General features: G+C 64.8%; 23 protein-coding genes. 10 read left to right on the top strand and 13 right to left on the bottom strand.

Features of this window, described 5'->3' with window-relative positions; all coding sequences use genetic code 11:
• Nucleotides 1-105 precede the first annotated feature (105 nt).
• Nucleotides 106-981, top strand: a complete 876-nt coding sequence (locus AN936_RS21395) for a LysR family transcriptional regulator (RefSeq protein WP_054589841.1) — start codon at nucleotides 106-108, stop codon at nucleotides 979-981.
• 37 nt (nucleotides 982-1,018) lie between these two features.
• Here AN936_RS21395 and AN936_RS21390 read toward each other — a convergent pair whose 3' ends face one another.
• Nucleotides 1,019-1,948, bottom strand: a complete 930-nt coding sequence (locus AN936_RS21390) for a LysR family transcriptional regulator (protein ID WP_054589840.1) — start codon at nucleotides 1,946-1,948, stop codon at nucleotides 1,019-1,021.
• A 112-nt stretch (nucleotides 1,949-2,060) separates the two neighbouring features.
• Between AN936_RS21390 and AN936_RS21385 the strand changes: the two genes are divergently transcribed.
• From AN936_RS21385 to AN936_RS21375, 3 genes are read left to right on the top strand one after another with little or no spacing between them, the layout of a single operon-like run.
• Nucleotides 2,061-2,759: a pirin family protein gene (locus AN936_RS21385; RefSeq protein ID WP_054589839.1), complete on the top strand. Its 699-nt coding sequence runs from the start codon at nucleotides 2,061-2,063 to the stop codon at nucleotides 2,757-2,759.
• 53 nt (nucleotides 2,760-2,812) lie between these two features.
• The gene (locus tag AN936_RS21380) at nucleotides 2,813-3,511 is read left to right on the top strand and encodes a pirin family protein (RefSeq protein WP_054589838.1); all 699 of its coding nucleotides are present in this window, start codon (nucleotides 2,813-2,815) and stop codon (nucleotides 3,509-3,511) included.
• On the top strand, nucleotides 3,460-3,954 hold the full coding sequence (locus AN936_RS21375; RefSeq protein ID WP_084758579.1) for a nuclear transport factor 2 family protein: 495 nt from the start codon (nucleotides 3,460-3,462) through the stop codon (nucleotides 3,952-3,954). Before AN936_RS21380 ends, AN936_RS21375 begins: the two co-directional genes overlap by 52 nt.
• A 90-nt stretch (nucleotides 3,955-4,044) precedes the next feature.
• On the opposite strand, the gene AN936_RS24355 is transcribed toward AN936_RS21375, so the two are convergent.
• From AN936_RS24355 to AN936_RS21340, 8 genes are all read right to left on the bottom strand, one after another.
• Nucleotides 4,045-5,043, bottom strand: a complete 999-nt coding sequence (locus tag AN936_RS24355) for an MFS transporter (RefSeq protein ID WP_158500126.1) — start codon at nucleotides 5,041-5,043, stop codon at nucleotides 4,045-4,047.
• Nucleotides 5,044-5,309: 266 nt separating this feature from the next.
• Complete coding sequence (locus AN936_RS25860; RefSeq protein ID WP_335337316.1) at nucleotides 5,310-5,522, bottom strand: GDSL-type esterase/lipase family protein; 213 nt, start codon at nucleotides 5,520-5,522, stop codon at nucleotides 5,310-5,312.
• On the bottom strand, nucleotides 5,480-5,860 hold the full coding sequence (locus AN936_RS21365; RefSeq protein ID WP_054589836.1) for a hypothetical protein: 381 nt from the start codon (nucleotides 5,858-5,860) through the stop codon (nucleotides 5,480-5,482). The genes AN936_RS25860 and AN936_RS21365 overlap by 43 nt, the downstream gene beginning before the upstream one ends.
• Nucleotides 5,861-5,882: 22 nt before the next feature.
• A complete protein-coding gene (locus tag AN936_RS21360) occupies nucleotides 5,883-7,043 on the bottom strand; it encodes a DUF3089 domain-containing protein (RefSeq protein WP_054589835.1) in 1,161 nt (386 codons plus the stop codon).
• Nucleotides 7,040-7,747: a TetR/AcrR family transcriptional regulator gene (locus AN936_RS21355; protein WP_054589834.1), complete on the bottom strand. Its 708-nt coding sequence runs from the start codon at nucleotides 7,745-7,747 to the stop codon at nucleotides 7,040-7,042. Before AN936_RS21355 ends, AN936_RS21360 begins: the two co-directional genes overlap by 4 nt.
• Before the next feature lie 55 nt (nucleotides 7,748-7,802).
• A complete protein-coding gene (locus AN936_RS21350; RefSeq protein ID WP_054589833.1) occupies nucleotides 7,803-9,383 on the bottom strand; it encodes an AMP-binding protein in 1,581 nt (526 codons plus the stop codon).
• Nucleotides 9,370-10,680, bottom strand: coding sequence for a spinster family MFS transporter (locus AN936_RS21345; RefSeq protein WP_054589832.1), 1,311 nt, complete (start codon nucleotides 10,678-10,680; stop codon nucleotides 9,370-9,372). Before AN936_RS21345 ends, AN936_RS21350 begins: the two co-directional genes overlap by 14 nt.
• 61 nt (nucleotides 10,681-10,741) lie before the next feature.
• Nucleotides 10,742-12,928 carry a TonB-dependent receptor gene (locus tag AN936_RS21340; RefSeq protein WP_158500125.1) on the bottom strand — a complete coding sequence of 729 codons (2,187 nt, stop codon included), beginning with the start codon at nucleotides 12,926-12,928 and terminating at the stop codon, nucleotides 10,742-10,744.
• 257 nt (nucleotides 12,929-13,185) lie between these two features.
• On the opposite strand from AN936_RS21340, the gene AN936_RS25170 reads away from it, so the two are divergent.
• Together AN936_RS25170 and AN936_RS21330 are read left to right on the top strand one after the other, a co-directional pair.
• The gene (locus AN936_RS25170; RefSeq protein ID WP_054589830.1) at nucleotides 13,186-13,593 is read left to right on the top strand and encodes a hypothetical protein; all 408 of its coding nucleotides are present in this window, start codon (nucleotides 13,186-13,188) and stop codon (nucleotides 13,591-13,593) included.
• Nucleotides 13,594-13,606: 13 nt separating this feature from the next.
• A complete protein-coding gene (locus AN936_RS21330; RefSeq protein ID WP_054589829.1) occupies nucleotides 13,607-14,551 on the top strand; it encodes an alpha/beta hydrolase family esterase in 945 nt (314 codons plus the stop codon).
• Between the two features lie 19 nt (nucleotides 14,552-14,570).
• Here the strand turns inward: AN936_RS21330 and AN936_RS21325 are convergent, their stop codons facing one another.
• Both AN936_RS21325 and AN936_RS21320 read right to left on the bottom strand, forming a co-directional pair.
• Nucleotides 14,571-15,899 carry a glycoside hydrolase family 1 protein gene (locus AN936_RS21325; protein ID WP_054589828.1) on the bottom strand — a complete coding sequence of 443 codons (1,329 nt, stop codon included), beginning with the start codon at nucleotides 15,897-15,899 and terminating at the stop codon, nucleotides 14,571-14,573.
• Between the two features lie 34 nt (nucleotides 15,900-15,933).
• Entirely contained in the window at nucleotides 15,934-17,439 is a 1,506-nt protein-coding gene (locus tag AN936_RS21320; protein ID WP_158500124.1) for a carboxylesterase/lipase family protein, read from the bottom strand.
• A 311-nt stretch (nucleotides 17,440-17,750) separates the two neighbouring features.
• On the opposite strand from AN936_RS21320, the gene AN936_RS21315 reads away from it, so the two are divergent.
• On the top strand, nucleotides 17,751-18,473 hold the full coding sequence (locus tag AN936_RS21315) for a response regulator transcription factor (RefSeq protein ID WP_234715673.1): 723 nt from the start codon (nucleotides 17,751-17,753) through the stop codon (nucleotides 18,471-18,473).
• Between the two features lie 311 nt (nucleotides 18,474-18,784).
• Here the strand turns inward: AN936_RS21315 and AN936_RS21310 are convergent, their stop codons facing one another.
• Together AN936_RS21310 and AN936_RS21305 are read right to left on the bottom strand one after the other, a co-directional pair.
• The gene (locus tag AN936_RS21310) at nucleotides 18,785-19,834 is read right to left on the bottom strand and encodes an ACP S-malonyltransferase (protein ID WP_054589826.1); all 1,050 of its coding nucleotides are present in this window, start codon (nucleotides 19,832-19,834) and stop codon (nucleotides 18,785-18,787) included.
• On the bottom strand, nucleotides 19,831-22,014 hold the full coding sequence (locus AN936_RS21305) for a dehydrogenase E1 component subunit alpha/beta (RefSeq protein ID WP_234715672.1): 2,184 nt from the start codon (nucleotides 22,012-22,014) through the stop codon (nucleotides 19,831-19,833). The genes AN936_RS21310 and AN936_RS21305 overlap by 4 nt, the downstream gene beginning before the upstream one ends.
• 180 nt (nucleotides 22,015-22,194) lie before the next feature.
• On the opposite strand from AN936_RS21305, the gene AN936_RS21300 reads away from it, so the two are divergent.
• From AN936_RS21300 to AN936_RS21290, 3 genes are read left to right on the top strand one after another with little or no spacing between them, the layout of a single operon-like run.
• Nucleotides 22,195-22,899, top strand: a complete 705-nt coding sequence (locus tag AN936_RS21300) for a DUF4129 domain-containing protein (protein WP_054589824.1) — start codon at nucleotides 22,195-22,197, stop codon at nucleotides 22,897-22,899.
• Entirely contained in the window at nucleotides 22,896-24,134 is a 1,239-nt protein-coding gene (locus AN936_RS21295; RefSeq protein WP_054589823.1) for a DUF4350 domain-containing protein, read from the top strand. Before AN936_RS21300 ends, AN936_RS21295 begins: the two co-directional genes overlap by 4 nt.
• A 1-nt stretch (nucleotide 24,135) precedes the next feature.
• Nucleotides 24,136-25,098 carry an AAA family ATPase gene (locus tag AN936_RS21290; protein ID WP_173585694.1) on the top strand — a complete coding sequence of 321 codons (963 nt, stop codon included), beginning with the start codon at nucleotides 24,136-24,138 and terminating at the stop codon, nucleotides 25,096-25,098.
• Nucleotides 25,099-25,152: the final 54 nt, after the last annotated feature.

The raw sequence follows: 25,152 nt of genomic DNA, 5'->3' as shown, positions 1-25,152 counted from the left end.
TGAGTCATCGATTATATCCTGCCGGGAAACGTCCGCAGGATATGGATAATGTCAAAATGGGTTATTATACCCCTGATATGATGAGGCAGTATATCGATTCGCGATATGATCAATCTTGCTGACACGCTCGTGCTCGTCGAAGCCGTCGATCACGGCAGCCTTGCTGCGGCGGGACGAAGGCTCGGCCTATCGCCCATGGCCGCGTCGCGCCGGCTCGCGACACTTGAAGCGGAGCTCGGCACGCGCCTGGCGCACCGCTCGACCCGGTCCTTTTCGCTCACGCCGGAGGGCGAAGCGTTCCTGCCCCACGCGCGCGCCATGATAGCACAGGAAGCCGAGGCGCGCGCCGCCGCCACGCCTGCCGGGCAAGGAGCAACGGGGATCCTCCGGGTCACCGCGTCACACGCCCTCGGCCGCAAGCTCGTGCTGCCGATGCTTGCGGAATTCCAGCACGCGAACCCTGACCTGCGCGTCGAGTTGATCCTCAGCGACGACCTTATCGATATCGTCGGCAACGGCATCGACCTTGCCCTGCGAACCGGGTCGCTCCGCGACAGCACCCTGATCGGCAGACGTATCGCGGACAATCCCAGATTTCTTTACGCGTCGCCGGAGTATCTTGGCCGCCATTCCGCGCCGCGCTTCCTTGCGGAGCTGGCTGGTCATGATTGCCTCGCGCACCCCGGGACGACACACTGGTTTTTCGAACGGGATAGAAAGCCGGTACAGCAGAAAGTCGCTGGGCACTTCAGCAGCAATAGCGTGGAGGCACTGCACCTCGCATGTCTCGGCGGCTTGGGAATTGCGCGCCTCTCGGAATGGAACGTGCGCGACGAAGTCAAATCGGGTCGACTCCTGCCGATCATGCTCAAAGATGCCGACATGCCGCGCGAGGCGATCTGGGCGGTCTACCCTTCCCTCGCTTTCACGCCGACAAGGGTGCGAATGTTCATCGAGGCCTTTCGCACGTACGTGCACTGACGCAGGAGGACGGGCGCCTCGCCGCCGGACGCGATCGTCAAAGGTCGATCATCCCCGCAAGTTCGGCATCATTTTGTCCTAGTTCGACAAATTGTTCGAGCAGCCAGGATGCTGCCGGCCCCGGCGGCGTGTCGCGGCGCCAGACCCCCGCGAAACGATAGGTCCCTCCCGGATGGTCGGGCATCGCAAGCTGGACGAGCGTACCCGCGACCAGATCGGGCTCGATCATCGGCAGCGGCATATTGCCCCACCCTATCCCCTCGCGCAGCAGCGCATGCTTGGCGCCCAGATCGGCGAGCCGCCAGGTCTTGGGGCTCATCACCGAATAGTCGCGCCCTTCGGTAAAGCGCGAACGGTCGGTCAGCACGAGCTGGATATGATCGCGCCCGGCGCCGGGCGGAATACGTTCCATCCGGCCGAGCGGGTGGTCGGGCGCAGCGACCGGGACCATCGGAATCGATCCCGCCGCGACGCATTCGACACCCTCGACCCCGGCCGCGAGCGGTCCCGATATGCCAAGGATCGCCTTGCCATCGAGCACCATCGCGGTGATTGCGCCAAGCGCTTCGACATGGAGCCGGAGCTGCACCGTCGGAAACTCGGCGGCGAAGGCGCGCAGCACCCGGCCCAGCCGTTCCGAAGGCAGCATCACATCGACCGCAAGATCGACCTCGGCCTCCAGACCGTCGAGCATCCCCTTCACCTTGGCACGCAGTCCATCGATACCGACGGAAATCGCGCGTGCTTCCGACAGGAGCGCCCGGCCCGCGACGGTGAGCTGCGGTTTGCGGGTGCCTTCGCGTTCGAAGAGCGTGAGGCCAAGCTGCGCCTCGAGATTCGAAATGCCGTAGCTGATAACCGACACGGCGCGATTGAGTTGGCGCCCGGCCGCCGCAAAGCTGCCAGTATCGACAATCGCGAGGAAGATGCGAAGCTGGTCCAGCGTCGGCGTGCCCGGGTTGTTCACTTTTCCATTTCATCGAACGTTTCGAAGCAATTTATCCCACTGAACCAAATGGGCTGCAATCCCTAAATTCTCTTCAGCGGCGCCCGACCCCGGGCCGCCACGGAGACAGAAAATGATCGAACTTCGCCCTTTCGACAGCCTCGGCGGCGCCAATCACGGCTGGCTCGACGCCAAGCATCACTTCTCGTTCGCTGGCTATCACGACCCCGCGCGTACCAGTTGGGGCAATCTGCGCGTCTGGAACGACGATACGATCGAGCCGCAGACCGGCTTTCCGCCGCATCCGCACCGCGACATGGAAATCATCACCTATGTCCGCGAAGGCGCGATCACGCATCAGGACAACCTCGGCAACAAGGGCCGCACCGAAGCGGGCGACGTGCAGGTCATGAGCGCCGGCACCGGAATCCGCCATTCGGAATATAATCTGGAGGACGTCACGACGAAGATCTTCCAGATCTGGATCATCCCGACCCGCGACGGCGAAGCGCCGCAGTGGGGCGCGAAACCCTTTCCCAAGGGCGAACGTTCGGGCAAGTTCGTGACCCTCGCGTCGGGTTATGACAATGACAATGACGCGCTGCCGATCCGTACCGACGCCCGCGTGGTCGGTGCGACGCTCCGTGCCGGCGAGACCGCCGAATATCCGCTGGGCAAGGACCGCAAGGCCTATCTTGTCCCGGCAAAGGGTGCGGTGCAGATCGACGACGTCCGCGTCAATGCCCGTGACGGCGCCGCGATCAGCGACATGGACGTGCTGCGCGTTACCGCGATCGAGGACAGCGAGATCGTCCTCGTCGACGCCGCGTGAAGACAGACCGGAGCGCCGCCTCAATGGCGGCGCTCCATCATGGGATAGCAGACATGATCCGGTTCAGAGACCGCGGTGCCCGCGGCCGTCATCAAGGGGCGCAGATCGACGCCCGTCACAGCTTCTCCTTCGCCGACTATAACGACCCCAAGCATATGGGCTTCCGGGCGCTCCGTGTGCTCAACGAAGACCGCGTCGTTCCCGGCGCAGGCCTGCCCGAACATGGCCATGAGGATATGGAGATCGTGACGATCGTGCTGAAGGGTGCGATCGAGCATCGCGACAATCTCGGTAACAGCGCGATCATCCGCGCGGGCGAGGTCCAGCGAATGAGTGCCGGCACCGGCATCCGTCACAGCGAGCGCAATCCGAGCGCCGACGAACGCACCCATCTGCTTCAGATATGGATCATCCCTTCAGAAACCGGTGGACCGCCCTCCTATGAGCAAAAGTCGTTCGCCAACGACGGCGCAAACAATCGCTGGATCACCATCGCCAGCGGCGATGGACGCGACGGATCGCTAACGCTTCGGCAGGACGCAGTGATGGACGTCGCGCGCGTCGACGACGGCGAAACCCTCACACGCTCGCTCGACCCGGCACGTGGCTATTGGGTCCACGTCGTCGCGGGAATCGTCAGCCTCAACGGAACCGAAATGCGCGAAGGCGACGGCGCCGCGATCACTTCGGAAGACAGGCTATGGATCGAAGCGGAAACCGACGCCGAGGTGCTGCTCATCGACCTACCCTGACGCGCGCGACGCGTCGACACCCCAAGCACAGCAAGGAGAATAGCCCTGTCCTCAAGCATCGATCCCGCCGACCAAGCGCTCCAGTCGACTTCGACCGGCTCCTCCAAGCAAATCTTCGGCGCGTATTCAACGAGCGTGACGCGGGCCTGCGGGCCGCTGCAATTGCAGAACTCTATGTCGCGGACCCGATCATGTACGAGCCCGATGCCGTTATCGAGGGGCGTGAGGCAATCTCGGCCGTCGCCGGCAAGCTGCTCGAACAGTTCGGTCCTGACTTCCGGTTTACCCCCCAAACGGACGGCGTCGGCCACCACGGCATAGGGGCACTGCGCTGGCATGCGGGCGCCCCATCCACTCCCCATATGGTCACTGGAACGGATGTCGCTGAGATTGTCGATGGCAGAATAGCTCGCCTCTGGGTGCTGCTGAACCCAACCGGCTAATTCCTCAGTCTGCCCGATGCTCCATAATCGTCGCGCTCTGGCCGACAGCGGACTGGCAGCTTTGTGGTCCCGATCTGGAAAAGCCGACAATCAGGTCGTTTGCGGCTCACGAACCGCGAGCATTCCTGCCCAGCCGGTAGCCAAGAGAGCGACCAAAGCTACGAACCCCGCCTGCTGGCTGCCCAATGTGCTTGTCGCGACGCTGATGAGGGCTGACCCCAGCCAGATCGTTACGGTGCCGGAAAGCGCATAGAGACCAAACCAGCTACCGATCGTCTCTGACGTCGCCAAGGATGTCAGCATCGAACGACTTGAGGCGTAGCAGCCACAAATTCCGACTGCGTTGATGCAGGCAACGAAGACGAAGGCCAGTTCGGGAAGGTGCGTGAACATGGGGCCGTTCCAAATCGGTGATCCGGTATAATCGAAATAGAAAAGGCGGTCCGGCGCGATACCGATCAGGGTAAGCTGCCCGATGATGACTATGGCCAATTCGATCTGGATTGCGCGGCGCGGTCCAAAAAAGCGATCGAGCCGAGCGCCAAGGAGTCCTCCGATTGCGAGGAAGCAGCTGACGACGATCGCGAGCGCGGTCAATTCCATTGCCCCCCAACGCATCACCCCAGCGGCATATATGCCGGTGAAAAGCAGGATGGCAGTCAGCCCGTCGGTATATATCATGCGCGAGACGAGAAAGATCGCCATGGGTCGATTGGAACGCAAGCTTTTCAAAGTGAGCTTCAACTGGCCAAGACTCCCGCCGATTCCGCCTCCTGTACCGCGCGGGGCGTCGCGTCCTCGAAGAAGCAGAGGAGCCGCGCCCAGTGCGAAGACGATCGCAACCAACGGCCCGACGATCCGATCTGTCTCATGTGTAGCAGCTGACAGGCCGAACAGCGGCGAAGCCGGCAGCCACGGCGCCGAAATCTTGGCCGGAAGTGCAAACGCCCAGAGCACGAAAGCCAGAAGCACCACCGATACCGCACTCCCGAGAGCAAGGCCGAGGCCCGACGTCGCCGAAGTCTGGCCCGGCGGCGCGGCGGATGGCAGCAGTGAATTATGCAGCACCTCACTATATGCGAAGAGCACGCCTGCCAGAAATATGATCGCGCAAGTAAGGCCCAGCCCGAGGCCGGTGGGCGTCGCCGTTGGTTCATTGCGCCGTCGCGGCTGCCAAGCAAAATATGATAGTCAATGAATTCCAGCTTCTCAGCTTCTCAGCTTCCGCATAGAGCTTGTGCCAGCGGTTCAACGCGATGATCTGCGGCGCGGGCTTCAAATCTGGTCTCCACGCAAATTGTCCGACCGGTGGGATCGAGCCGAGGATCGGTTTGATCCCATTCGCCTTCGCAGCGTCACCATGGCCTTGATATTATTCTTATACTGGTCGACGCTGTTGGGGCGGTGTTGCCGGCGATATCGTTGGTTCCGACGAGAATATGGACGCTCTCCGGCTGCAGCGCGACGACATCCGACTGGAAACGAAGTAATATTTGCGGGCTGGTTTGGCCGCTGATCCCGCGATTTATGACGCCGTTGCTGAAAAGACCCGCGTCGTCGAGCCCCAGAGTTCGGTGATTGAATCCCCGATAAACACGAACCGCCGGTCCAACGCCGGCCCCGCACGCAATCGTTCGTTGTTAGCGCGATACCGGCAGAGGTCGGCCCAATCACTCTTTCGCGCTTCGGCATTTGTTTGACGATAGGCCGCAAGTTCTGGCGGCGGAGCCGGCAGTGTTGCGGTTTGCGGCAGCGCCGCGAGGGTTCGGAAATAGGCCTTTACCGAATCCGGAACCGCAATGGTCAATTCTTTGCAAGGGTCGGAAACCATGCCCACGGGCAGCGTCGGCTGCGCGACAACATTCGCAGCGGCGAATGAAACGAGCAGCGCGATGGACCGGACCATAGAACCCCTTTCTATACCAACCTCAATCCGGATGGCGCACCTTCCAGCTCGCGACGCGGTCGATCGCGTTGGCGCGGATGCTCGCATAGAACAGTCCGTAATCGTTGCGGTGATAGCTGCCGTAAAGCCAGCTCAGCGTATCGCGGAACGGCGACCGCCAGGCGACGTCGACGTCGAGCAGCATGTCGTTGCACCGCGCGCCGGTCAGTCCTTTCTCGAGCGGCGCGAGCGCGGCTGCTTGCTCGGGATAGGGTGCTTCGGGAAAGGGCAGGCTGCCCTTGTTCGCAGACGCGTTTGCGGTGCCTTTTTCGGTCCATGTCAGCGGGTTGACGCAGATCGCCGGAGCGGTGCTTTTCACGCGCTTGCCCTGCCACCAGAAATCGACGTCCTTGGTTAGCATCGACGCGGCGGTGCGGTCTTCCTGACTGGCGTTCCACGACATCACACAGCCCGTCTGGCGTGCATCGTTGCAGGTCGGCAGGCCGATCGAGGCGAAGCTCGCGGGCGTATAGGCGCCGATAGTGTAGGCCGCGACGAGCCGGTCCTGCAGCGGCGTGCCGACAATGGCTTCCTGCAACAGGCGCACGGCGTGCCCCGTACCCTGGCTATGCGATGCGATGATGAACGGCCGGCCGCGATTATAATGCTCGATATAATAGCGAAATGCACGCGCCACATCGGCGTAGGCGAAGGCGACGGCATCGCCGTTGGCAAGCCCGGCGAGCGATGCCTGCCGGTAATGCGGCGCGTAAAGCAGGCAGCAGCCGTTGAAGGCCGACAACTGCGCGAGCAGCACCGGGCCGTTATAGGCGCCCTCGACGTCGTAAGGCGCGTTCCACACGTCATTCTTCAGATACATCGTCGGGTGGATGAAAAAGACGTCGGCGGGCGCCACACGCTCGTCGATCGCCGTAAAGCCCGGCGGCGCCGAGCGTTCGAGCCCGTTGGCGCCGGGCAGCGCGAACCACGCCCCCATTTGCGCATAGTCGGGCGCCGGTGGAGCTTTCGTCTGCGCGAATGGCGCATCAGGCTTGCGGCTGCTTTCGATCAGGCTCTTCGTGATCGAACATTGCGACAGCAGCGCAAGCAGGACGACGACCGTGAGCAGGATTTTCCAGCGCTTGCGGATTTTGCCGGCCTTGCTGCGCAGCCAGTCGGATTTGCGCTCGGCCGGCGAGATCACTTGCCGCCCTCACGCGCCGCGCGGCGCGCCTCGCAGGTCGCAATGAAGCCCGCCGCCATGAAGCGCGCCATACGTTCCTTCACGGCTTCGAAATCGTCGGATCGGCACAGCCCTCCCGACAGTTTGTCGATGCGACCGGTGCGGCCAAGCGTCAGCATCAGTCCCGCCGACACGAAGTGATAGCCCCAGAAAATATCTTCTTCGGGGCAGTCCGGCATCGCCTGTTTGAGGATGCCGATCAGGCGCAGCACGACGGCGTCGAAATGGGTGTCCATCAATTCGGCGCCCCATTCGGCGGTGTTGCTCATCTGCGCGCCGAGCTGGCCATAGTGACGCCAGCCGACGCCGCCTTCGCCATGCGTTTCGAGATCGGTGTCGAGATAGGCGCGCAACGCGCCCTCGACCGTCGGCCTGCCCTCGACCGCGCGCTCATAGGCGTCGAGCGCCTTCATTCGCCGTTCGATCGTCACCGGCGCACGGCGTGCGATCACGGCGTCGAACAGCTCCTTCTTGTCCTTGAAATAATAGTGAAGCAGCGACTGGTGCACGCCGACCTGCGCGGCGACTTCCTTCAAGGTCACGCCATAGAGGCCACGCTTGGAGAACAATTCTTCGGCGGCGTCGTAGATTTGCTCCATCGTCGCGGCGCGCTGGTCGGCTTTCGTCGGCCGCCTCCGGTTCGCCTGTTTCACCGTCTTGGTCATTGTCTTTCCTTCGCCCCGCGCGGCAGGAGCCCTTGTCGCAAGCGCTGTCATTGGTTCAGCCATGGTCGGCCCGCAAGCGCATTTTGTCGATCTTTCCGGTCAGCGCCAGCGGCATGGCGGCGCGCCGGACGATGGCGTCGGGGAGCCACCAGTTCGCCACCCGCCCGCGCAATGCATTTAGCAACGCCTCGTCGCTGACCTCTGCCCCGGTGCGAGGCTCGACGATCAGGACCGGCCGTTCGCCCCACTTCTCGTGCGCGCGGCCGACGACGGCGACGAGGGCAATTTCGGGCAGGTTACCGATGATCGCCTCGATCTCGGCGGGATTGATCCATTCGCCGCCCGATTTGATCAGATCCTTGGCACGCCCGGTGATCGACAGATTGCCGTCGGCGTCGATCGTCGCGAGGTCGCCGGTGTCGAACCATCCGTCCGCATCGGTCGCCTTTTCGTCATCGCCGAAATAGCGCTCGACGACGCTGCCGCCCTTGACCCACAGCCGCCCCTCGCCGCTGCGCTGATCGGGCAGCGGTGTGCCCTCGGCGTCGGTGAGCTGCAAATCGACGCCCATCGGCGGACGGCCCGATCGGGCCGCCACGCGCGTCTTGGCGGTCGCCGGCGTCATCGCGCCGAGCGGCGACAATTCGGTCATGCCCCAACTCGTCTGGACGACGACGCCCAGCCGCTGCTCTAGCCGGTCCATCAACGCCTGCGGAACCGCCGATCCGCCGAGCAGCAGGCGTTTGAGCGAAGGCAATTCGCCGCCAACCGCATCGAGATGATCGACGAGCCCAAGCCACACCGTGGCGACTCCCGCCGCAACCGTAACCTCCTCCTCGGCGATCAGTTTCGCAAGGCTCGCGCCATCCTGATCGCGGCCGGGAAGCACAAGCTTCGCGCCGACCGCGGGCGCCGCGAACGGAAAGCCCCACCCGTTGGCGTGGAACATCGGCACCGCGACGAGCACCGAATCCTCGCACGTCAGTCCCATCACATCGGCCTGAAGCAGATGCGTCGTGTGAAGATAGTTCGAACGGTGGGTGTATGTAACGCCCTTCGGATCGCCCGTCGTACCCGAAGTGAAGCAGAGCCCTGCGGGCGCATTTTCGTCGAACCCGCCCCAGAGGGCGGGCGCGCCATGTTCGGCGAGCAGGTCGGCCAGATGCCAGAGCCGCGCACCGGTCACGACCGGCACCGCGTCGCTCGCGGGACCGTCGTCGATCATCACGACATGCTCGATCGCCGGGCATTGCGCGACCAGATCCTGCACGAGCGGCGCGAGCCCGCTGCTCACGGCGAGCACGCGGTTGCCCGCGCGGTGCATCATCCTCGCCAGATGATCAGCGGTCAGCCGCGGGTTGAGTGTGTGGCAGACGATGCCGACGCCCATCGCGGCGTACCAGCATTCCATATGCGCCTGCGTATTCCATGCGAGCGTCGCCAGATGGTCGCCTTCGCGCAGCCCCAGCGCCCAGAAAGCCCCCGACAGACGATTGCTGCGCTCGGCGAGCGTGGCGTAGTCGGTGCGCGCCGGCGCAGAGCCGGTCACAACCTCGCGGCTGCCATGCCATTTCGCGGCATGGCGGAGAAACTTGTCGAGCGTCAGCGCATAGGGTTGCGGATTACCGGAAATCACAGGGCATTTCTCGTTTTCGTTTGAGCACGCGCGCGAGCGCGAGGTGCAGCGCGATCGCGATGAAGTAGAAGGGAACGAGGCTGTAGAAGGCAAGCTGGAGCGAATTGTCGGGATGCGCCGGTTTCAGCCAGTCGCTGACCGCACCCAGCCAGGTCGGGCCGAGCCCGAGGCCGATGAGGTTCATGATCAAGAGCAGCACCGCGCCGGCGAGCGTGCGCTGGCGCGCCGGCACCGCATTCTGGACCAGCGTCACCGCCGGGGTCAGATAGAAATAGTTGAGGAAGGTCGGGCCAAGCAGGAAGAGCATCGCGAGCGGCCACGCCGGCGTATGCACGAAGCCGATGAAGAAGGGCACAGCGAGCAGGAGCGCGATCGCGGGGATCAGCCCGTAAGCCTCCGGCCGTCGAGCCGCATAACGATCGACGAGGCGGCCCGAGAGATAGATGCCCGCGCTGACCCCGATGCCGAGGACGAGCGCGTACCAGATCGCGATTTCGTCGAGCGTCATGCCCTTTTCGCGCATCAGGAACAGCGTCGTGAAGCCGAGCGTCGCATAAGTGACGAATTGCGTCGCGCCCGCGGCGAGCGAGACGAGCGTGAGGTCGGATCGCGAGAAGAACATCTTCATCGTCGCGCCAAAGGTCGCCGCCTCATCGGCGGATTCGACCGCCGCTACGACATCGGTCGCGCCGCGACGCGGTTCGCGGACAAAGGCCCAGACGCCCGCGGCGGCGATCAGCCCGGCGACGCCGAGCAGCAGGAAGGCAAGCCGCCAGTCGTACGCCGCGGCGATCTTTGCCCCGAATGCGACACCGAGCGCCTGCCCGAGTGGCGGGCCGAGGTTGAATAGCCCGAGCGCCAGCCCGCGCCGTTCGGGCGGAAAATAGTCGGAGATGATCGAATAGGAGGGCGGCACGCCGCCGGCCTCGCCGATCCCCACGCCCATGCGCGCGGCGGCGAGCTGAACATAGGTCGTCGACATACCGCACGCGATCGTCGCCGCGCTCCACAGCGCGCAGGCGACCGATAGCACGCGTATACGGTTGGTGCGATCGGCGAGCCACGCGACCGGAATGCCGAGGATGCAATAGAACATCGCGAAGTAGAGCCCGCCGAGCAGCCCGAGCTCGCCATCGCTAATCCTGAGATCGTCTTGGATCGGCTTCGCGAGGATCGACAGCAGCTGGCGATCGAGGAAATTGAGGACGTAGACGAAGCAGAGCGCGGCGAGGACGAACCAGCGATAGCGATTGCTCTGCCTGTCGGAAGAAAGTGTCGGGGACGAAGCAGCCGGCATCGCGCGAATTTCCCTGAAAAGAAGCGGGCATGGCGGGACTGGCCATGCCCGCGAGGGAGGATCAGAAGTTGCGGCTGACGCGCAGTCCATATTGGCGCGGTGCCCCGGCAAGACGGCGGGCGCCATTGATCGCCGCGACATAATGCTGGTTGGTCAGGTTGGTGCCATAGGCAGCGATCGTCCAGTCGCCGCTCTCCAGCGTCAGTTGTGCATTGAGGATGTTGCGCGCCTCGAGCCGGTCGCCGAATAACGGATTCTGGAACAGACTACCCCAACTCGCGGCGATATGCGCGAAGTCGACGCGCGGTGTCAGCGTTGCTTCGTTGCCCAGCGGGATGGCATATTGCGCGCCAGCGCTGAGCGTCAGCTTCGGCGCATAGGCCTGTTCGTTGCCGGTCAGGTCAAGACAGCGGGCGGTCGCCGGCCCGCTTTCGGGGTTGCACACGGCCGGAGCGCCACCGAGCCGGGGATCGGCCGCAAAGAAGCTGCCGAGTTTCGAGTTGGAAACCGAAGCTGCAAGATCGAAAGACATGGCGTCGAAATTGCCCTGCGCCGAAAATTCAAGGCCATAGAGCTTGGTTTTGCCAGGGACGTTAAAGATCGAGGAAATGCTCGGCGAGATCGGGTCGACGATGCTGACCTGGAAATTCTTGTAGAGGTTATAGTAGCCGCCAAGCTGCGTACGCAGGTGGCCGTCGAACCAGGTCCCTTTCCAGCCCGCCTCAAAATCGGTGACGTCCTCCGCATCAAAGGCCAACGGCGTCCGGCCAAGGATGTTCGGGCCGTTAAGACCGCCCGCCTTGCTGCCGGTGGCGACGAAGGCATAGAGGAAATGGTTCGGATCGACAGTCCAGTTCAGCGCGATCTTGCCGTTGACCTTCGTGTTGACCGTCCGATCGACCTGCGGGAGCACAAGGATTGGGCCGGGAATGCCGGTGAAATAGGCGCGGGCTTCGGCGTCGTTGGCCGAAGTGGTGCGCGACCAACGGCCGCCAACCGTGATCTGCAGCCCGTCGGTCAGTTCGTATCCGAACTGACCGAAAGCGGCGAGCGCGGTCTTGGGATTGGTACCGACGATTTCGATGTCGAGCGCGGTCGGCGTGTTCGGCGTCGCATCCGAATAATAGCCGCCGTTTTCCGGGATGGTGATCTTGTCGTGCTGGTAATAGCCGCCGAGCACCCAGGTAAAGGGCCCGGTATCCGGCGAGACGATGTTGAATTCCTGCGACCAGATTTCCTCGGTGATGTTGTCGCGGAACGACAGTGCGGGGATAATCGTCGCGGTACCGTCGGAGTCATAGGATATCTGCGTCGTACCGCGCTGGAAGCCGCTGATCGAACGCAGCGTCAGGCCATTGTCGAACTTGTAGGCGACGTTGAGCACGACGCGGCCGAATTCGTCGCGGCCGCTAAGATGGGCGTCGTTGGCGACCTTGAGCGGGTCGCCGGTTTCGGTGCCACGGCTCGCGGGCAGGCCGCCATATTCGATATTGTTGTAATCGCCCTTCAGCAGGACGGTGAGTTCGGGCGTCGGCTCCCACGCGATGCTGACGCGCGCGCTGTAATCGCGGCGGTTGCCAGGATTGCCGGTCCACGGGCCCGACACGTCATAGAAAGTATCGCGGCGTTCCATATTGCCGGCAAAGCGGATCGCGAGCGTATCGCTGTGCGGAATGTTGAGCGCACCCTGCAGCTTCATATGATCGTAATTGCCATATTGGGCAAGGAAATAGCCGCCAACGCGGTCGAAGGTCGGGTTTTGCTGGGTGATGAACACCGCACCGCCGGTCGCGTTGCCACCCGCGAAGGTCCCTTGCGGACCGCGCAGCACTTCGACGCTGGCGATATCGTAATAGGGCTCGCTCTGGAAATAGCCGGGCAGGGTTGCGACACCGTCGCGATAGGTGATGACGCCGACGCCGATCGCACTCGTCTGTTCGGTCTTGCCGATACCGCGGATGTTGAAGGCATTGCCCTGCCCCGTCGTGTTAACTGTCAGTGACGGCGAGGCGAACTGAAGTCCCTCGACGCTGTTGACGCTCTTGCGCACCAGATCCTCGCCGCTGAGCACGGTCGCGGCGACACTGCTCCGCTGCAGGCTAGTCGTGCGGCGCTCGGCGGTGACGACGATCTCGTCACCCGACGGCGCGGCAGCGGCTTCATCGACCGGTGCGGTCGTCGTCTGAGCAAAAACCGGCACGGGCCCCAGCAGGGCTACGGCCGACACGGAAAGCATCAGCTTGCTCATCATATCTTCTCCCAATGGCAAAACGCTCTGCGGCGTTCTCGATGGGAGACTTGTGCCCAAAAATGCGCGTTGTCAACATACATTCATACATGATTGAACATCTTTCAATTCGAAAAAACGCTACGTAACAAAACAAATTATCGACATAATTCGCAAACTCTTTCGGAAAAACATACGCTCATTAATATTGTAGTGAATTTCCGAAATCGATGATAAGCCATCGCTCGATTCGCAAAATAGCGGGATGGGAGAGGCAGATGCCCGATCACGGCACCATGGCGTGCGGACGCTTGTGCGCGCGCCCTTCGATCCACGGCCGAATGCTGCAGGGCGGTCGCTCGACCCTTGGCAATGTCATCATGACCGCTGCGCGCTTGCCCAATGCGGCTCTGCTGCTGCCGGCTTTTCTCGCCGGCTGCGACAATGGCCCGTCCACCGACCCCGCGTCGCGTCCGGTGGTCGTCATCGTGGCCGCGCCGCAAGCGGATCGCGCTCCGTCCCGGCCGTCGCGCATTCTCGAACCCCCTGCCTCGCCGACGTTCGAAAACCGCCCCCCGCTCACAGAAATGGCGCCGCGAAAGCCATTCACCGACCCGCCGCTGCCGCCCGAGCTGCTCGACGACGGCGACCTCACACCGCTGCCCTCCCCGCCCCACAGCAGATGAAGAAGGAGAGGATATGACATATTCGCTTTTCGGGGCGCTGCGCGCTTTCATGGTCGCCCTACTCGCCGCATTGGCGGCCTCATCGGCGCCCGCCTCGGCCGCACCGTGCGCGAGCAATTGCCTCCAGCCGGGCGACCACCGTATCGCCATATGGTCGGGCGGGCTGCTCCGCTCCTTTCTCGTGCATGTTCCCGAGAGCTATAGCGGCCGCGACGACGTCCCGCTGTTACTCGACCTGCATGGTTTCAGCAGCAATGCCGCCGACGAGCGCCAATGGTCGGGACAGCTTCGCGAATCCGATCGCCGCGGCTTCATCGCGGTCTGGCCCGATGGCGTAGCGCTGAGCTGGAACGCTTACGGCTGCTGCTTTCTCGGCAACGCGTTGCTCGTCGACGATGTCGCCTTCCTGCGTTCCGTCGTGGGTGAAATGAAGCGCCGAGCGAATATCGACGACAGCCGCGTATATGTGACGGGTATCTCGAACGGCGGCGGCATGGCGCAGCGAATGGCGTGCGAGGCAGCCGACGTCGTCACCGCGGTAGTGTCGATATCCTTCCCGCTCAACACCGATCAGTGCCGCCCCGCACGGCCGATCAGCGTCACGGCGATCGCGGCGACCGACGACGGCACGATCAACTATTTCGGCAACCCCCCGCCGTGGCCGCTGCCTGCCAACCTGCTCGGTGTGCCACTAGGGATTCAAGGCGCCCGCGAAAGCCTGGCGGCGTGGAAACGCCTCGACGGGTGCAGCGACGAACTCACGCGTATCCAGCTGAAGGCCGATGTCCGCGTCGAGGAATATCGCGATTGCCGCGCCGGCACGCGCGCCGGCCTCGTGACGATCGTCGGGGGCACGCATGTCCTCTACAGCGGTTATGTCGGCCTCGGCTACTCGGGCGACTATGTGGCGCCCATCGACGTTGCCGAATATATGTGGACCAACGTTTTCGACCGATAGTGGAAGTGCGGGCCGCCCGTCAGATCCGGTTGGCCCGCGCCCGCATGCCGAGATAGCGTGCACTCGGTTTCAGCGTGCGCTTGAAGGTCTTGCGGTCGACTTCGACCAGCCCGAACTTCTTCGCATAGCCCGACGTCCATTCGAAGTTGTCGAGCAGCGACCAATAGAGATAGCCCTTCACATCGATCCCGTCGTCGATGCACTTGCTGACCTCGTCCATCGTCGCCTTGATGAAAGCGATCCGCACGGCGTCGTCGGTGGTGCCGATCCCGGTTTCGGTCAGATAGAGCGGCTTGCCGATATGTTTGGCGGCATAACGGATCGTGTGCCCGACCGCAGCCGGATAATTCTCGTACCCCATGTCGGTGAGCGGCGCGCCGGGCGCAGGCGGCAGCAGCCCCTTCGGCCCGATGCGCAGCCGCGAATAGGTCTGGACGCCGATGAAATCGGACTGGCGTGCCGCCTCGATCCAGCCGCCGTACATGGTTTGCTCGGCCTCCCTGCCGCGATGACCTTCGCCGACGCCCTGGATTTCCTGCATCGACAAGGTCACGCCGACGGGCAGGTCGGCCCGCGCCGCCTTGATCGCCGCATAGCCCTTGGCATGCGCGTCGAGCATGACCCTGTCGATCTTGTCGGGATTGCCGAACAGCATCGACGAAAAATCGGGCGAATTTGTGCGTTTCGCCGCCGCCGCGATCATCGCGCGGGCATTTTCAGCCGCGGCGTCGCTCGCGAAACGCGGGATCACCTTGCGCAGCCCCAGAATATTCGCCTCGTTGAACGTCGTCGCCATGCCGATCAGCGGCCCCAGCCGCTCGGTCGCGCGGCCACAGAAGCGCGCGAACAGGTCGGCGCCGTCGGCGACTTCGAACCCGCCGCGCATCGCGAACCACAAGGGCACGGTGAAATGATTATAGGTCACCATCGGCATCAGCCCGCGCGCGCGGCACGCCTTCAACACGCGGGCATAATGGTCGAGCGCGGCTTCGGAAAACATGCCCTCGGCGGGTTCGATCCGCGCCCATTCGATGCCGAAGCGATAGCAGTTGAGACCAAGGCTCGCCGCAATGTCGAGGTCTTCTTCATATCGATGATAGCTGTCGCAGGCGTCACCCGACGGGTCGGTAAAGGCAGTCGGCTTGTTCGTCTCGAGCAGCCAGCTATCCGACGCGGTGTTGCCGCCCTCGCTCTGATGCGCCGAGATCGCGGTGCCCCACAGAAAGCCTTCGGGCGCCTTGCGTCCGGCGGCGAGCGCCCCCGCCGGCGTCGCACCGACCGCGGCAACGAGGCCGGCCGCGCCGGCGAAGACTTCCCGCCGGGTCGGCCGGTTCGATGCGATAGTCATAATCTCTCCTGAAGATGTGCCGCGTGCCGCCTGTTCAGGGTGCGGTCGGCGCCGTCCACGTCTTGATCGCCCCCGCCATCGCGGCCGCCTTCGCCTTTTCCTCGATGGGCGTAAGCCGCGCAGCATGGGGTTTGGCACTGATGACCAGATAGTCGGTCGGCGGCGTCGTCACCGCGGGCCAGCGCACCGCGCCCTTGCCATTGGGGTCGCCCGTCGTAGCGAAGCGCACCCAATAGTCGCCCATCTGCTTCGACACCTTCACATCCTCGGCATCCCAGCGATGTTCCGCCGCCTTGTTGCCGAACAAATACTCGAGCTCGCCGCCATGGTCGGTTCCCGCGGCCGTGGCGCGCTGATCGACCGGCACCTGATCGAAATAATAGGCGAAGGCCTTGTTGCCGGTTGCCGCATGCTGGTCGGCGACCGCGATCGAGGGCAGGACGAAGCCGAGCCCCTCGGCGAGATCGACCGCGGCCGCATCGGGCTTCTTGCCCGTCAATGCGACATAGCCCGCATGGAGTTCGGGAAAGGCGCTCCCCAGCACCATCTTCGCCGTCGCCTCGGTCATGCCGCCGAGGCTCGATTCATTCGAGTTCGAGCCGATGATCAACGGAACGCGCACCTGTCTGTTCTTGTAGAAGGCCTCGCCAGGGCTCATCGTCACGACCTTGCCGTCGATGAAGGGAAACGCGCGTGCCTTGATGATCTCGGCGACCGGGATCGCGCGAAGCTGCTCGGCGGTGGGATCCTTGAGTCCAAGCTCGTCGGTGAACTTCTGGCCAAGCATCTCGGCATTGATCGCACCGCCGCGGATCGGCGCCAGCACGGTGCTTCCCGACCCCGACTGCGACGCCGCCTTGTGGAACAACCCCGCCGCTGCCGGCGATCCCATCAGTATCTGTACTGCCCCCGCGCCTGCGGATTCGCCGAATATCATCACATTGCCGGGGTCGCCGCCGAAGCCGGCGATGTTGCGCTTCACCCACTCGAGCGACGCGATCTGGTCCATCACGCCGAAATTGCCGAGCTTTCCGTCAGGATCTTCGCGGGTCAGCGCGGGATGCGCAAAATAGCCGAGCCGGCCGAGCCGATAGTTCATCGTGACAACCACCGCGCCGCGCGCGGCGAGAGCCGATCCCTCGTACAGCGGCACGCCCGCCGCGCCAAAGACAAAGCCGCCGCCGTGCATGAAGACCATCACCGGATATTTTCCGGGCTTTTTCGGCCGCCAGACGTTGAGGAAGAGGCAATCCTCGCTCTGCGCGCCTACCTGTGCCCAGGCTTCAGGGCGGACGGGCTGCGGACAGGCGTTGCCATAGGCCTTCGCCTCGCGCACGCCGGTCCAGGCAGGGGCGCGCTCGGGCGCCTTCCACCGCAGCGGCCCGATCGGCGGTGCGGCGTAGGGAATCCCCTTGAATGAAATGACCTGGGCATCCGCCGCGCCGGCCACCGTACCGGCATCGGTCGCGACCGCCGTCTGCGCCAAAGCGGGCGTCGCCAACGACGCGCCAAGCAGCAACCCGAAAAGCATGCGCCTCATCATCAATCTCCCATCGTCGGATCTGGTCCGCGCATTCTTGCGCGGCCGTCCCTTGGCCGATCTTCCGATAGATACGCTCGCTGAACGACTTCTTCCGGAAAAGCGAAGCCATCCTGCAACAGGCAACACCCTCCGTCAACATGTTCATTCATAGTTTAATGAGTGTTCAATCCGATTCCGGTATTGGGAAATCCATAACGCGCACCGGATCGTCATTAAGTTATTGATTTCATCTGGCTAAGATTTGCATGGACCCCTCCCGTAGGGGTCACCAGATATTCTCGCCGCGGCGGCGACATGCCGCCCGCTCCTTGCTCCGAACTGGCGCCGAAGCCGACCGGATCGCGCTGGGCTTGCCGCGCCCGGCGCGGCAGCAGGGCGGGGTGAGCGATCATGGGGGCCATATCCATCTCGTCCTGCCGGACCCGACCGAGCGTGCGGCCTGCTTTCGCGCGCTCGCGGCGGGCAGCCGCCGCGTCGTACGCAGCTTTGCGAATGCCGATGCCTGGCTAGAGGCCGGGGCCGAGCATGAAGGCGGCCTGTTGCTGTTCCACTGGCGTCAACCCGGCCCGACGAGCGGCGCCGCGCTGCTCGACCGGATCGCGGGGCGCGCCAACACGACGATTTTCGTCGCCGCCGACCGGCTGAGTATCGCCGAATCGCGCGCGATCCTGCGCGGCGGAGTGCAGGATCTGCTCCCCGCCCCGCTCGACCCGCGGCTTGTCCGCCGCGCCGTCGACCGCTCGCTCGGCGACTGGCACCTCCGGCAGGACGCGCTGACCCGGCATCGCGACGCGGAAATGCGGCTCGCCGCGCTGACGCCGCGCGAACGCGACATCGTCGGCGCGATCGCCGCGGGGCTCGGCAACAAGGCGATCGCCCGCCGCCTCGACCTCAGCCCGCGGACGGTCGAGGTGCACCGCGCCAACATCATGCGGCGCGCCCAGGTCGGCAGCGTCGCCGAACTGCTGCGATTGCAATTCATCGCCGAATCGGCCGGCGAACCGCCGAAGCCCATCCGTTTCGGCGCATAAGGCGGGGCCGAACCGGCCGGATCGGTCGCGAGGCGCCTATAAGGAGATTGAACGGCGTACCGCCCTTGAGTTGGTCCCCATCGGCGCAGCCGTTCGCCCGCACGTGCCAACCCCACCTGGCACGCGCAATCGAGCAGGGCTGGCGGCGGCTTCCCACCACCGCCGGCCCTGCTTCGTAAGAATCTTTTTCCACTGACGTGGAGCGGCACCGGCCCGCTCCCCCACCCAACCTCCCATAGGATACTATGTTCGAGAGGTTGGGTGGGGGAGCGGGCCGGTGCCGTCTCGTTTCGGCGTTGCCGAAACGAAAGCTAACTTCCCGCGACCAGCCCGCGCTGTTCGGCGCGGCCCATCGACAACAGGATCGGATCGGCAGCCTGCCGCGCCATGAAGTCGGCCTTGCTGCGGATGCCCTGCCATTCGATGCCGATCAGCGACTGCGCGATCGCGCCGCCAAGCGTGTCGCCCGGACCGGGCAGGATGATCACGTCAGGCGCATATTCCTTGACCGCAACCTGCACCGAGAGCGCAAAATCATAGGGCGCTAGGATCTGGTGGCCGAAGGTGTAATTCCAGACGGCGTCCGGATCGCTCGCGAAGCGGCGCCAGATATGACCGCGGCCATCGACCATCGGGATCGCGGGGGCGCCGAACAGCGAGGCGGGCAATTCGGCCTTCGCCTTGTCCGAACTGCCGAACATCAGCGGAGTGTGGAAGGGGCCATGACCGGCGAGGCGCAGCGGATCGCGTCCCGGGGTCGGCGGCCCTTCGGCGAGCAGCGCGGCAAGACCGTCTTCATTGCCCGCGAAGACCAGCATGCCGGCCAGATTGATCGACAGCGCGAGCGCGCAGCCGGGGCGCGAACCGATGTCGGCGACAAGATCGAAGAGCCTCTCGCGCAGCCCGGAGACGGGGCGCCAATCCTCGTCGACGACCTGCAGCAAAATCTGCCCGCCGGGGCCGTGCGTCTGGCTGTTGAGGCCCATGGCATTGCTGATACGGAAACCGTCCTCGACCGATACCGCGCCGCCCAAGGCGAGCGCACTGTACCAGCCCATCGAATTGCCCGCGACCGCGACGACATCATATTTGTCGCGATCGATGCTCAGATAATCGAGTGCGGTCGCGGTGTAGATCAGCGGCGCCGCGACATCGCCGCGCATATGCGTCGCGACGCTGAAACGACCGGCGCCGTCGAGTTCGGTGACCGTCGGCTGGCCGCGGTCGCGGCGCTGCGCATCGAAACCGGCAATCAACCCGGCAAAGCGCCGCCCGTGCAGCCGCGCGATGCTGCCGAGTTCGCCCTTGCCATAGGTGCCGCGGCCGGGGGCGACGACGAGCGCACTCCTGCGCGCGCTCATGCCAGCAGCTCCTTGGCGGCAGCGTAGATGCTGTCACGGCTCGGCAGGGTCAGCGTCGCCGCGCGCCCCAGCGGAATGAAGCTGTCGTCGGCGGCAATCCGCGCCAGCTTCTTATCCGGGGTGCGCTCGACGAAAGTCGCCATCAGCGCCTCGCTCTGCGATCCGGTGATGCGGCATTCGTCGACGATCAGGATCCGCTTGGCATCGCCGACCGCGGCGACGAGCTTCTCCTCGTCGACGGGGCCGAGCCAGCGCAGGTCGATCACGCGCGCCTTGACGCCATCGGCGGCGAGCAATTTCTCGGCCTGCCGAGACAAATAAGTGCCGTTGCCATAGGTAACGATCGCAAGGTCGGTACCCTGCCCGTGCACCCCGACGTCGCCAAGGCGGATCGGCGTGCCTTCGCCCGGGGCTTCATAGACGCTGGTCCACAAGCCGTCGCCTTCCGCGTGCAGGTCACGCGTCATATAGAGCGCGATCGGTTCGACGAAGACGACGACGCGCTGTTCCTCGCGCGCCAGCCTTACGCATTCGCGCAGCATCTGCACCGCATCGCGGCCGTTCGACGGCACCGCGAGGATGACCCCCGGGATGTCGCGAAACACCGCAAGGCTGTTGTCGTTGTGGAAATGGCCGCCGAAACCCTTCTGGTAACCGAGCCCGGCGATGCGGATGACCATCGGATTGGTATATTGGCCGTCCGAGAAGAAGCTGAGCGTCGCCGCCTCGCCGCGGATCTGGTCCTCGGCATTGTGGACATAGGCGAGGAACTGGATCTCGGGCATCGGGACGAACCCATTGTGGGCCATGCCGATCGCCAGCCCGAGGATCGCCTGTTCGTCGAGCAGGGTGTTGATGACGCGCGCCGAACCGAAGCGCTGGTGGAGCTTTGCGGTAACGTTATAGACGCCGCCTTTCGGCCCGACGTCCTCGCCCATCACCGCGATTTCCTTGTGCGCCAGCATCAGGTCGGCGAGCGCCCAGCTCAAGAGCCGCGCCATATGCATCGGCTTGTCCATCTGCCCGGCATCGCTGCCGAACATCGCCTTGCGATCCTCGGCCGCAGGGCTGTTGGCGCGAACAACCTCGCGCTTCGGCGGCACGAGGCTGGCCATCACATGCGCAGGGGTGGTGATCTTGGGACGCTTTATCGCGGCTTCGGCCTGCCGGGCCAGCGTCGCCCCGATCTCCTCATAGGCGTCGGCGACCTCGGCGGGCGACATCCAGCCCTGCTCCGCCATCAGCGCCGCGCCCTTGAGCAGCGGATCGCGCGCCTCGTCGGATTCGATCAGCGCCTTGGGCAGATAGGCGCCCTGCACGTCCGAACCGGCATGGCCATAGAGGCGCACCGTCGCCATGTGGAGGAACACCGGCTTGCGCGTGCGACGCGCATAATCCGCAGCTTCCTTCGCACCGGCATAGGCCGACGCCAGATCGGTGCCGTCGCACTGGATATAGTGGAGCCCGGCGCGATGGCGGAACTGCGCCTCGATCCATCCTGTGGGCGTCCGCGTCGAAATCCCGATACCATTATCCTCGCACAGGAAGATCAGCGGCATCGGCGAGCCCTGGAACGCCGTCCAGCCCGCGGTATTGAAAGCGCCCTGCGCGGTCGAATGGTTGGCCGAGGCATCGCCGAAGCTGGTCAGCACGATAGCGTCGTCGGGAAGCGGCAGGTCCTTCATACCGAGCCGCCGCGCAATCCCGATCGAAAAGGCGGCGCCGACCGCCTTCGGCAGGTGCGAGGCGATCGTCGAGGTCTGCGGCGGGATCGCGAGCGGCTTCGACCCGATCACCTTGTGCCGTCCGCCCGAAATCGGGTCTTCGGACGAGGCCGCAAAGCTCAGCAGCATGTCCCATGTCGGCGTCCCGCCGGGAAGCTGGCGCGCGCGGTGGAGCTGGAAGGCGTTCGAACGATAGTGGAGGAATGCCATATCGGTGACGCGCAGCGCTGCGGCGACCGCGGCATTGCCCTCGTGCCCCGACGATCCGATCGTATAGAAACCCTCGCCGCGCGCCTGCAGATGGCGCGACAGCCGGTCCATCTGGCGGCTGGTGAGCTGCGACAGGAAGATGTCGGTGGCGCCGCTGCGCGACAGGCCGATGGCGGCGGGATCTGGCGCATCGGGGCGACCCGGGAGATTTCTTCCTGCCAGCGCGGCCAGAAATTTCTCATGCACTGCCTGCGCCGCATCCAATGCCCGTCTCCCACCGCGTCAACATGGTTGCGCCGGCAACCACCCGTCGATCTTCGCGCGCTAGAACGGGGCCGTTCGCCGCGCAAGCCTCTCTTGCCTTCCCGCGCCGCATCGCGCTACCACTCCTCCGATGAACGACCGGGGCCGGGCCAGCATTTCAATATGATATCCTTGTGGATCGCCCAGGCTTCGGCCGCCGCCGAGTCCGCCGGCCCTGTAGACGGTCAGGGATGGCTGATCGATCCCGAACTTGTCGACCCCGGCTATGGCCAGACCGTCGCGGGGGGCGAAATCCAGACGGGCTTTCCGCCCCCGCCGCCGCAGCCCGAAACACCCGAATGGCTGAAATCGCTGTTCAATGCGATCGGCGACTTCTTCCAGTGGAGCGCGCCGGCGGTGAAGCCCATATTGTGGGTCGGCGCCGCGCTGCTTCTGCTGTTCATCCTCTATCATTTCGTTCCGGCCTTCGCCGAATGGGTCGACCGGCTGCGTTTCGGGCGGCGGCGCGCTGCGGCCGAGGAGGATCAGGTCGGACAGGCCGAAGCCGGCGCCGCGCGCGCGCTGCTCGCCGAAGCCGACGCGCTCGCCGCCGAGGGCCGCTTCGCCGAAGCAATCCATCTGCTGCTCTATCGCAGCGTCGAGGATATCGAAGGGCGGCGCCCGGGGCTTGTCCGCCCGGCGATGACTTCGCGCGAACTCGCCGAAGCGCACGACCTGCCCGGCGTCGCCCGCGACGCGTTCAGCCGCATCGCGCGCGCGGTCGAGATCAGCCTGTTCGGCGGGCGATCGATCGACGCAGGGGCGTGGGACCAGTGCCGCAGCGCCTATGCCGAACTGACGGTACCGCGTAACTGGGCGCGGACATGAGCGCCGCCGCCGCCAGCGACCATGGTTTCAACCCGCGCCTGATCGCGGGCGTCGTCGCGATCGGCGTCATCGCCTTCATCGCGCTCTGGGCGCTGATCGCGCTCGGCCCGCAATTGTCGAGCGGCAACAACGGCGGCGGCCATGCGCTGGCGAAGGGGGCGCCGGGCTATGCGGGGATCGTCGACCTGCTCGAACGCGCCGGTGCCGAGGTCGAACTGCGCCGCACGGTCGAAAGCCAAAGCTATGAAGAATATCACCCGCTGCTCATCCTGACCCCGACGCATCGCAGCCGGCCCGAGGAGATTAGCGAGCTGATCGATGCGCAAAGCGGCGGCAAAGTCCTGATCGTGCTGCCGAAATGGGAGGTGATGACCGTCCCCGGACAGGCGGCCAAACCCGGCTGGGTCGGCGCGGGCATCCCCGTGACCCCGTCCGCACGGCTGCTTCCCGAAGCGCTGTTCGGCAAGGTGACGGTCGCCGCAACGCCGGGCAAGGCCGCGGCGGTGCCGGTCGACCTCGCGAACCGCGCATTTTCGGTGACGCTGCCCGCCAATGTGCAGACGGTGAAGGGCGAGCAGCTCGACGTGCTGATCGCGGGGCCCGACGGCGGCGCGGTGCTGGCGCGGTCGCGCGAGCACGACCGCTATATCCTCGCCGACCCCGACCTCATCAACAATCTCGCCTTTGCCTCGCGCGACAAGGCGCGGGGCGCGGCGATGCTGATCGACGCGATCGGCGAAGATGCCGATGCGAACGCGCTCGCCTTCGACGTCACGCTGAACGGCCTCGGCGGCGGGCGCTCGCTGCTCCGTTTCGCCTTCGTCCCGCCGTTTATCGGCATCACCCTGTGCCTGATCGCGGCGGGGCTGCTCGCGCTGTGGCAGGCCTGGGCGCGCTTCGGCCCGGCGCTGAAGCCCGCCCGCGCGATTCCGGTCTCGAAAGCGGCGCTGATCGCCAACAGCGCCGATCTGATCAAGCAGGCACGGCGCGAACTCGACGGTGCCGACGCTTTTGTAAAAAGCCAGCGCGGTGCCATCGCGCGCCGGCTCCACGCGCCGTCGGGGCTCGACGACGACGCGACCGACGCGTGGATCGACAAGCATCTGCCGGCCGGCAGCGACCTCTTCTCCGCGCTCGCCCGGCGGCTGCCGCTGGCGCGCAACACCCACGAATTTCTGGCAGACGCGCAGGCGCTGCACGACATCAGGAAGGATTTACTCCGTGACAGCCAATAATATCGCCGAAGGGATCGCGGGCGTGCAGGCGCTCGGCGCCGCGATCGAGGGCGAAGTCGCCAAGGTCGTGTTCGGGCAGGCGCCGCTGACCCGGATGGTGACGATCGCGCTGCTCGCGGGCGGCCATGTCCTGCTCGAAGGCCCGCCGGGAACTGCCAAGACGCTGCTGGCGCAAGCCTTCGCGCGCGCCACGGGTCTCGATTTCGGGCGCATCCAGTTCACCCCCGACCTGATGCCCGGCGACATATTGGGGTCGAACCTGTTCAACTTCCAGACGTCGAGCTTCACCCTCACCAAGGGGCCGATCTTCACCGAACTGCTGCTCGCCGACGAAATCAATCGCACCCCGCCGAAGACGCAGGCCGCGCTGCTCGAGGCGATGCAGGAACGCCGCGTCACGATCAACGGCGAACCCCATACGATGAGCCCGCGCTTCACCGTGCTCGCGACGCAGAACCCGATCGAACAGCAGGGCGTCTATCCGCTGCCCGAGGCGCAGCTCGACCGCTTCCTGTTCAAGCTCGTCGTCGATTATCCCGACGCTGCGGAGGAACGCCGCATCGTCGCCGACCATGGCGGACGCTTCAAAAGCCCCGCGGTCGCCGATTTCGGCGTGACCAAGGTCGCCGATGCCAAGGCGATCGGCGCCGCGATCGACACGATCGCGACCGTCCGCCTCGCCGAGGAGATCGTCGACTATATCGTCCGCCTCGTCCGCGCGACGCGCGAGAGCGCCGATCTCGAGTGCGGCGCCAGCCCACGCGCCGCGACCCTGCTGGCGCGCGCCGCCTGCGCCGCGGCGGCGCTCGACGGCCGCGACTATGTAATCCCCGACGATATCCAGCGCCTCGCCGCCGGCGTGCTGCGCCACCGCGTCATCCTGTCGGCCGCCGCCGAGATCGAGGGTCGCAATGTCGAACAGGTCGTCGCGGCGCTGCTCGAACGCGAGGAAGTGCCCCGGTGAGCGAGCGCTTCACACAATCCTCCCTGTCGCGTAGCGATGGGGAGGTGGCAGCCC

Source organism: Sphingopyxis macrogoltabida, assembly GCF_001307295.1.
Taxonomy (GTDB): Bacteria; Pseudomonadota; Alphaproteobacteria; order Sphingomonadales; family Sphingomonadaceae; genus Sphingopyxis; species Sphingopyxis macrogoltabida_B.
The sequence above is the reverse complement of the archived record's forward strand: the minus strand, read 5'-3'. Positions and strand labels throughout refer to the sequence as shown.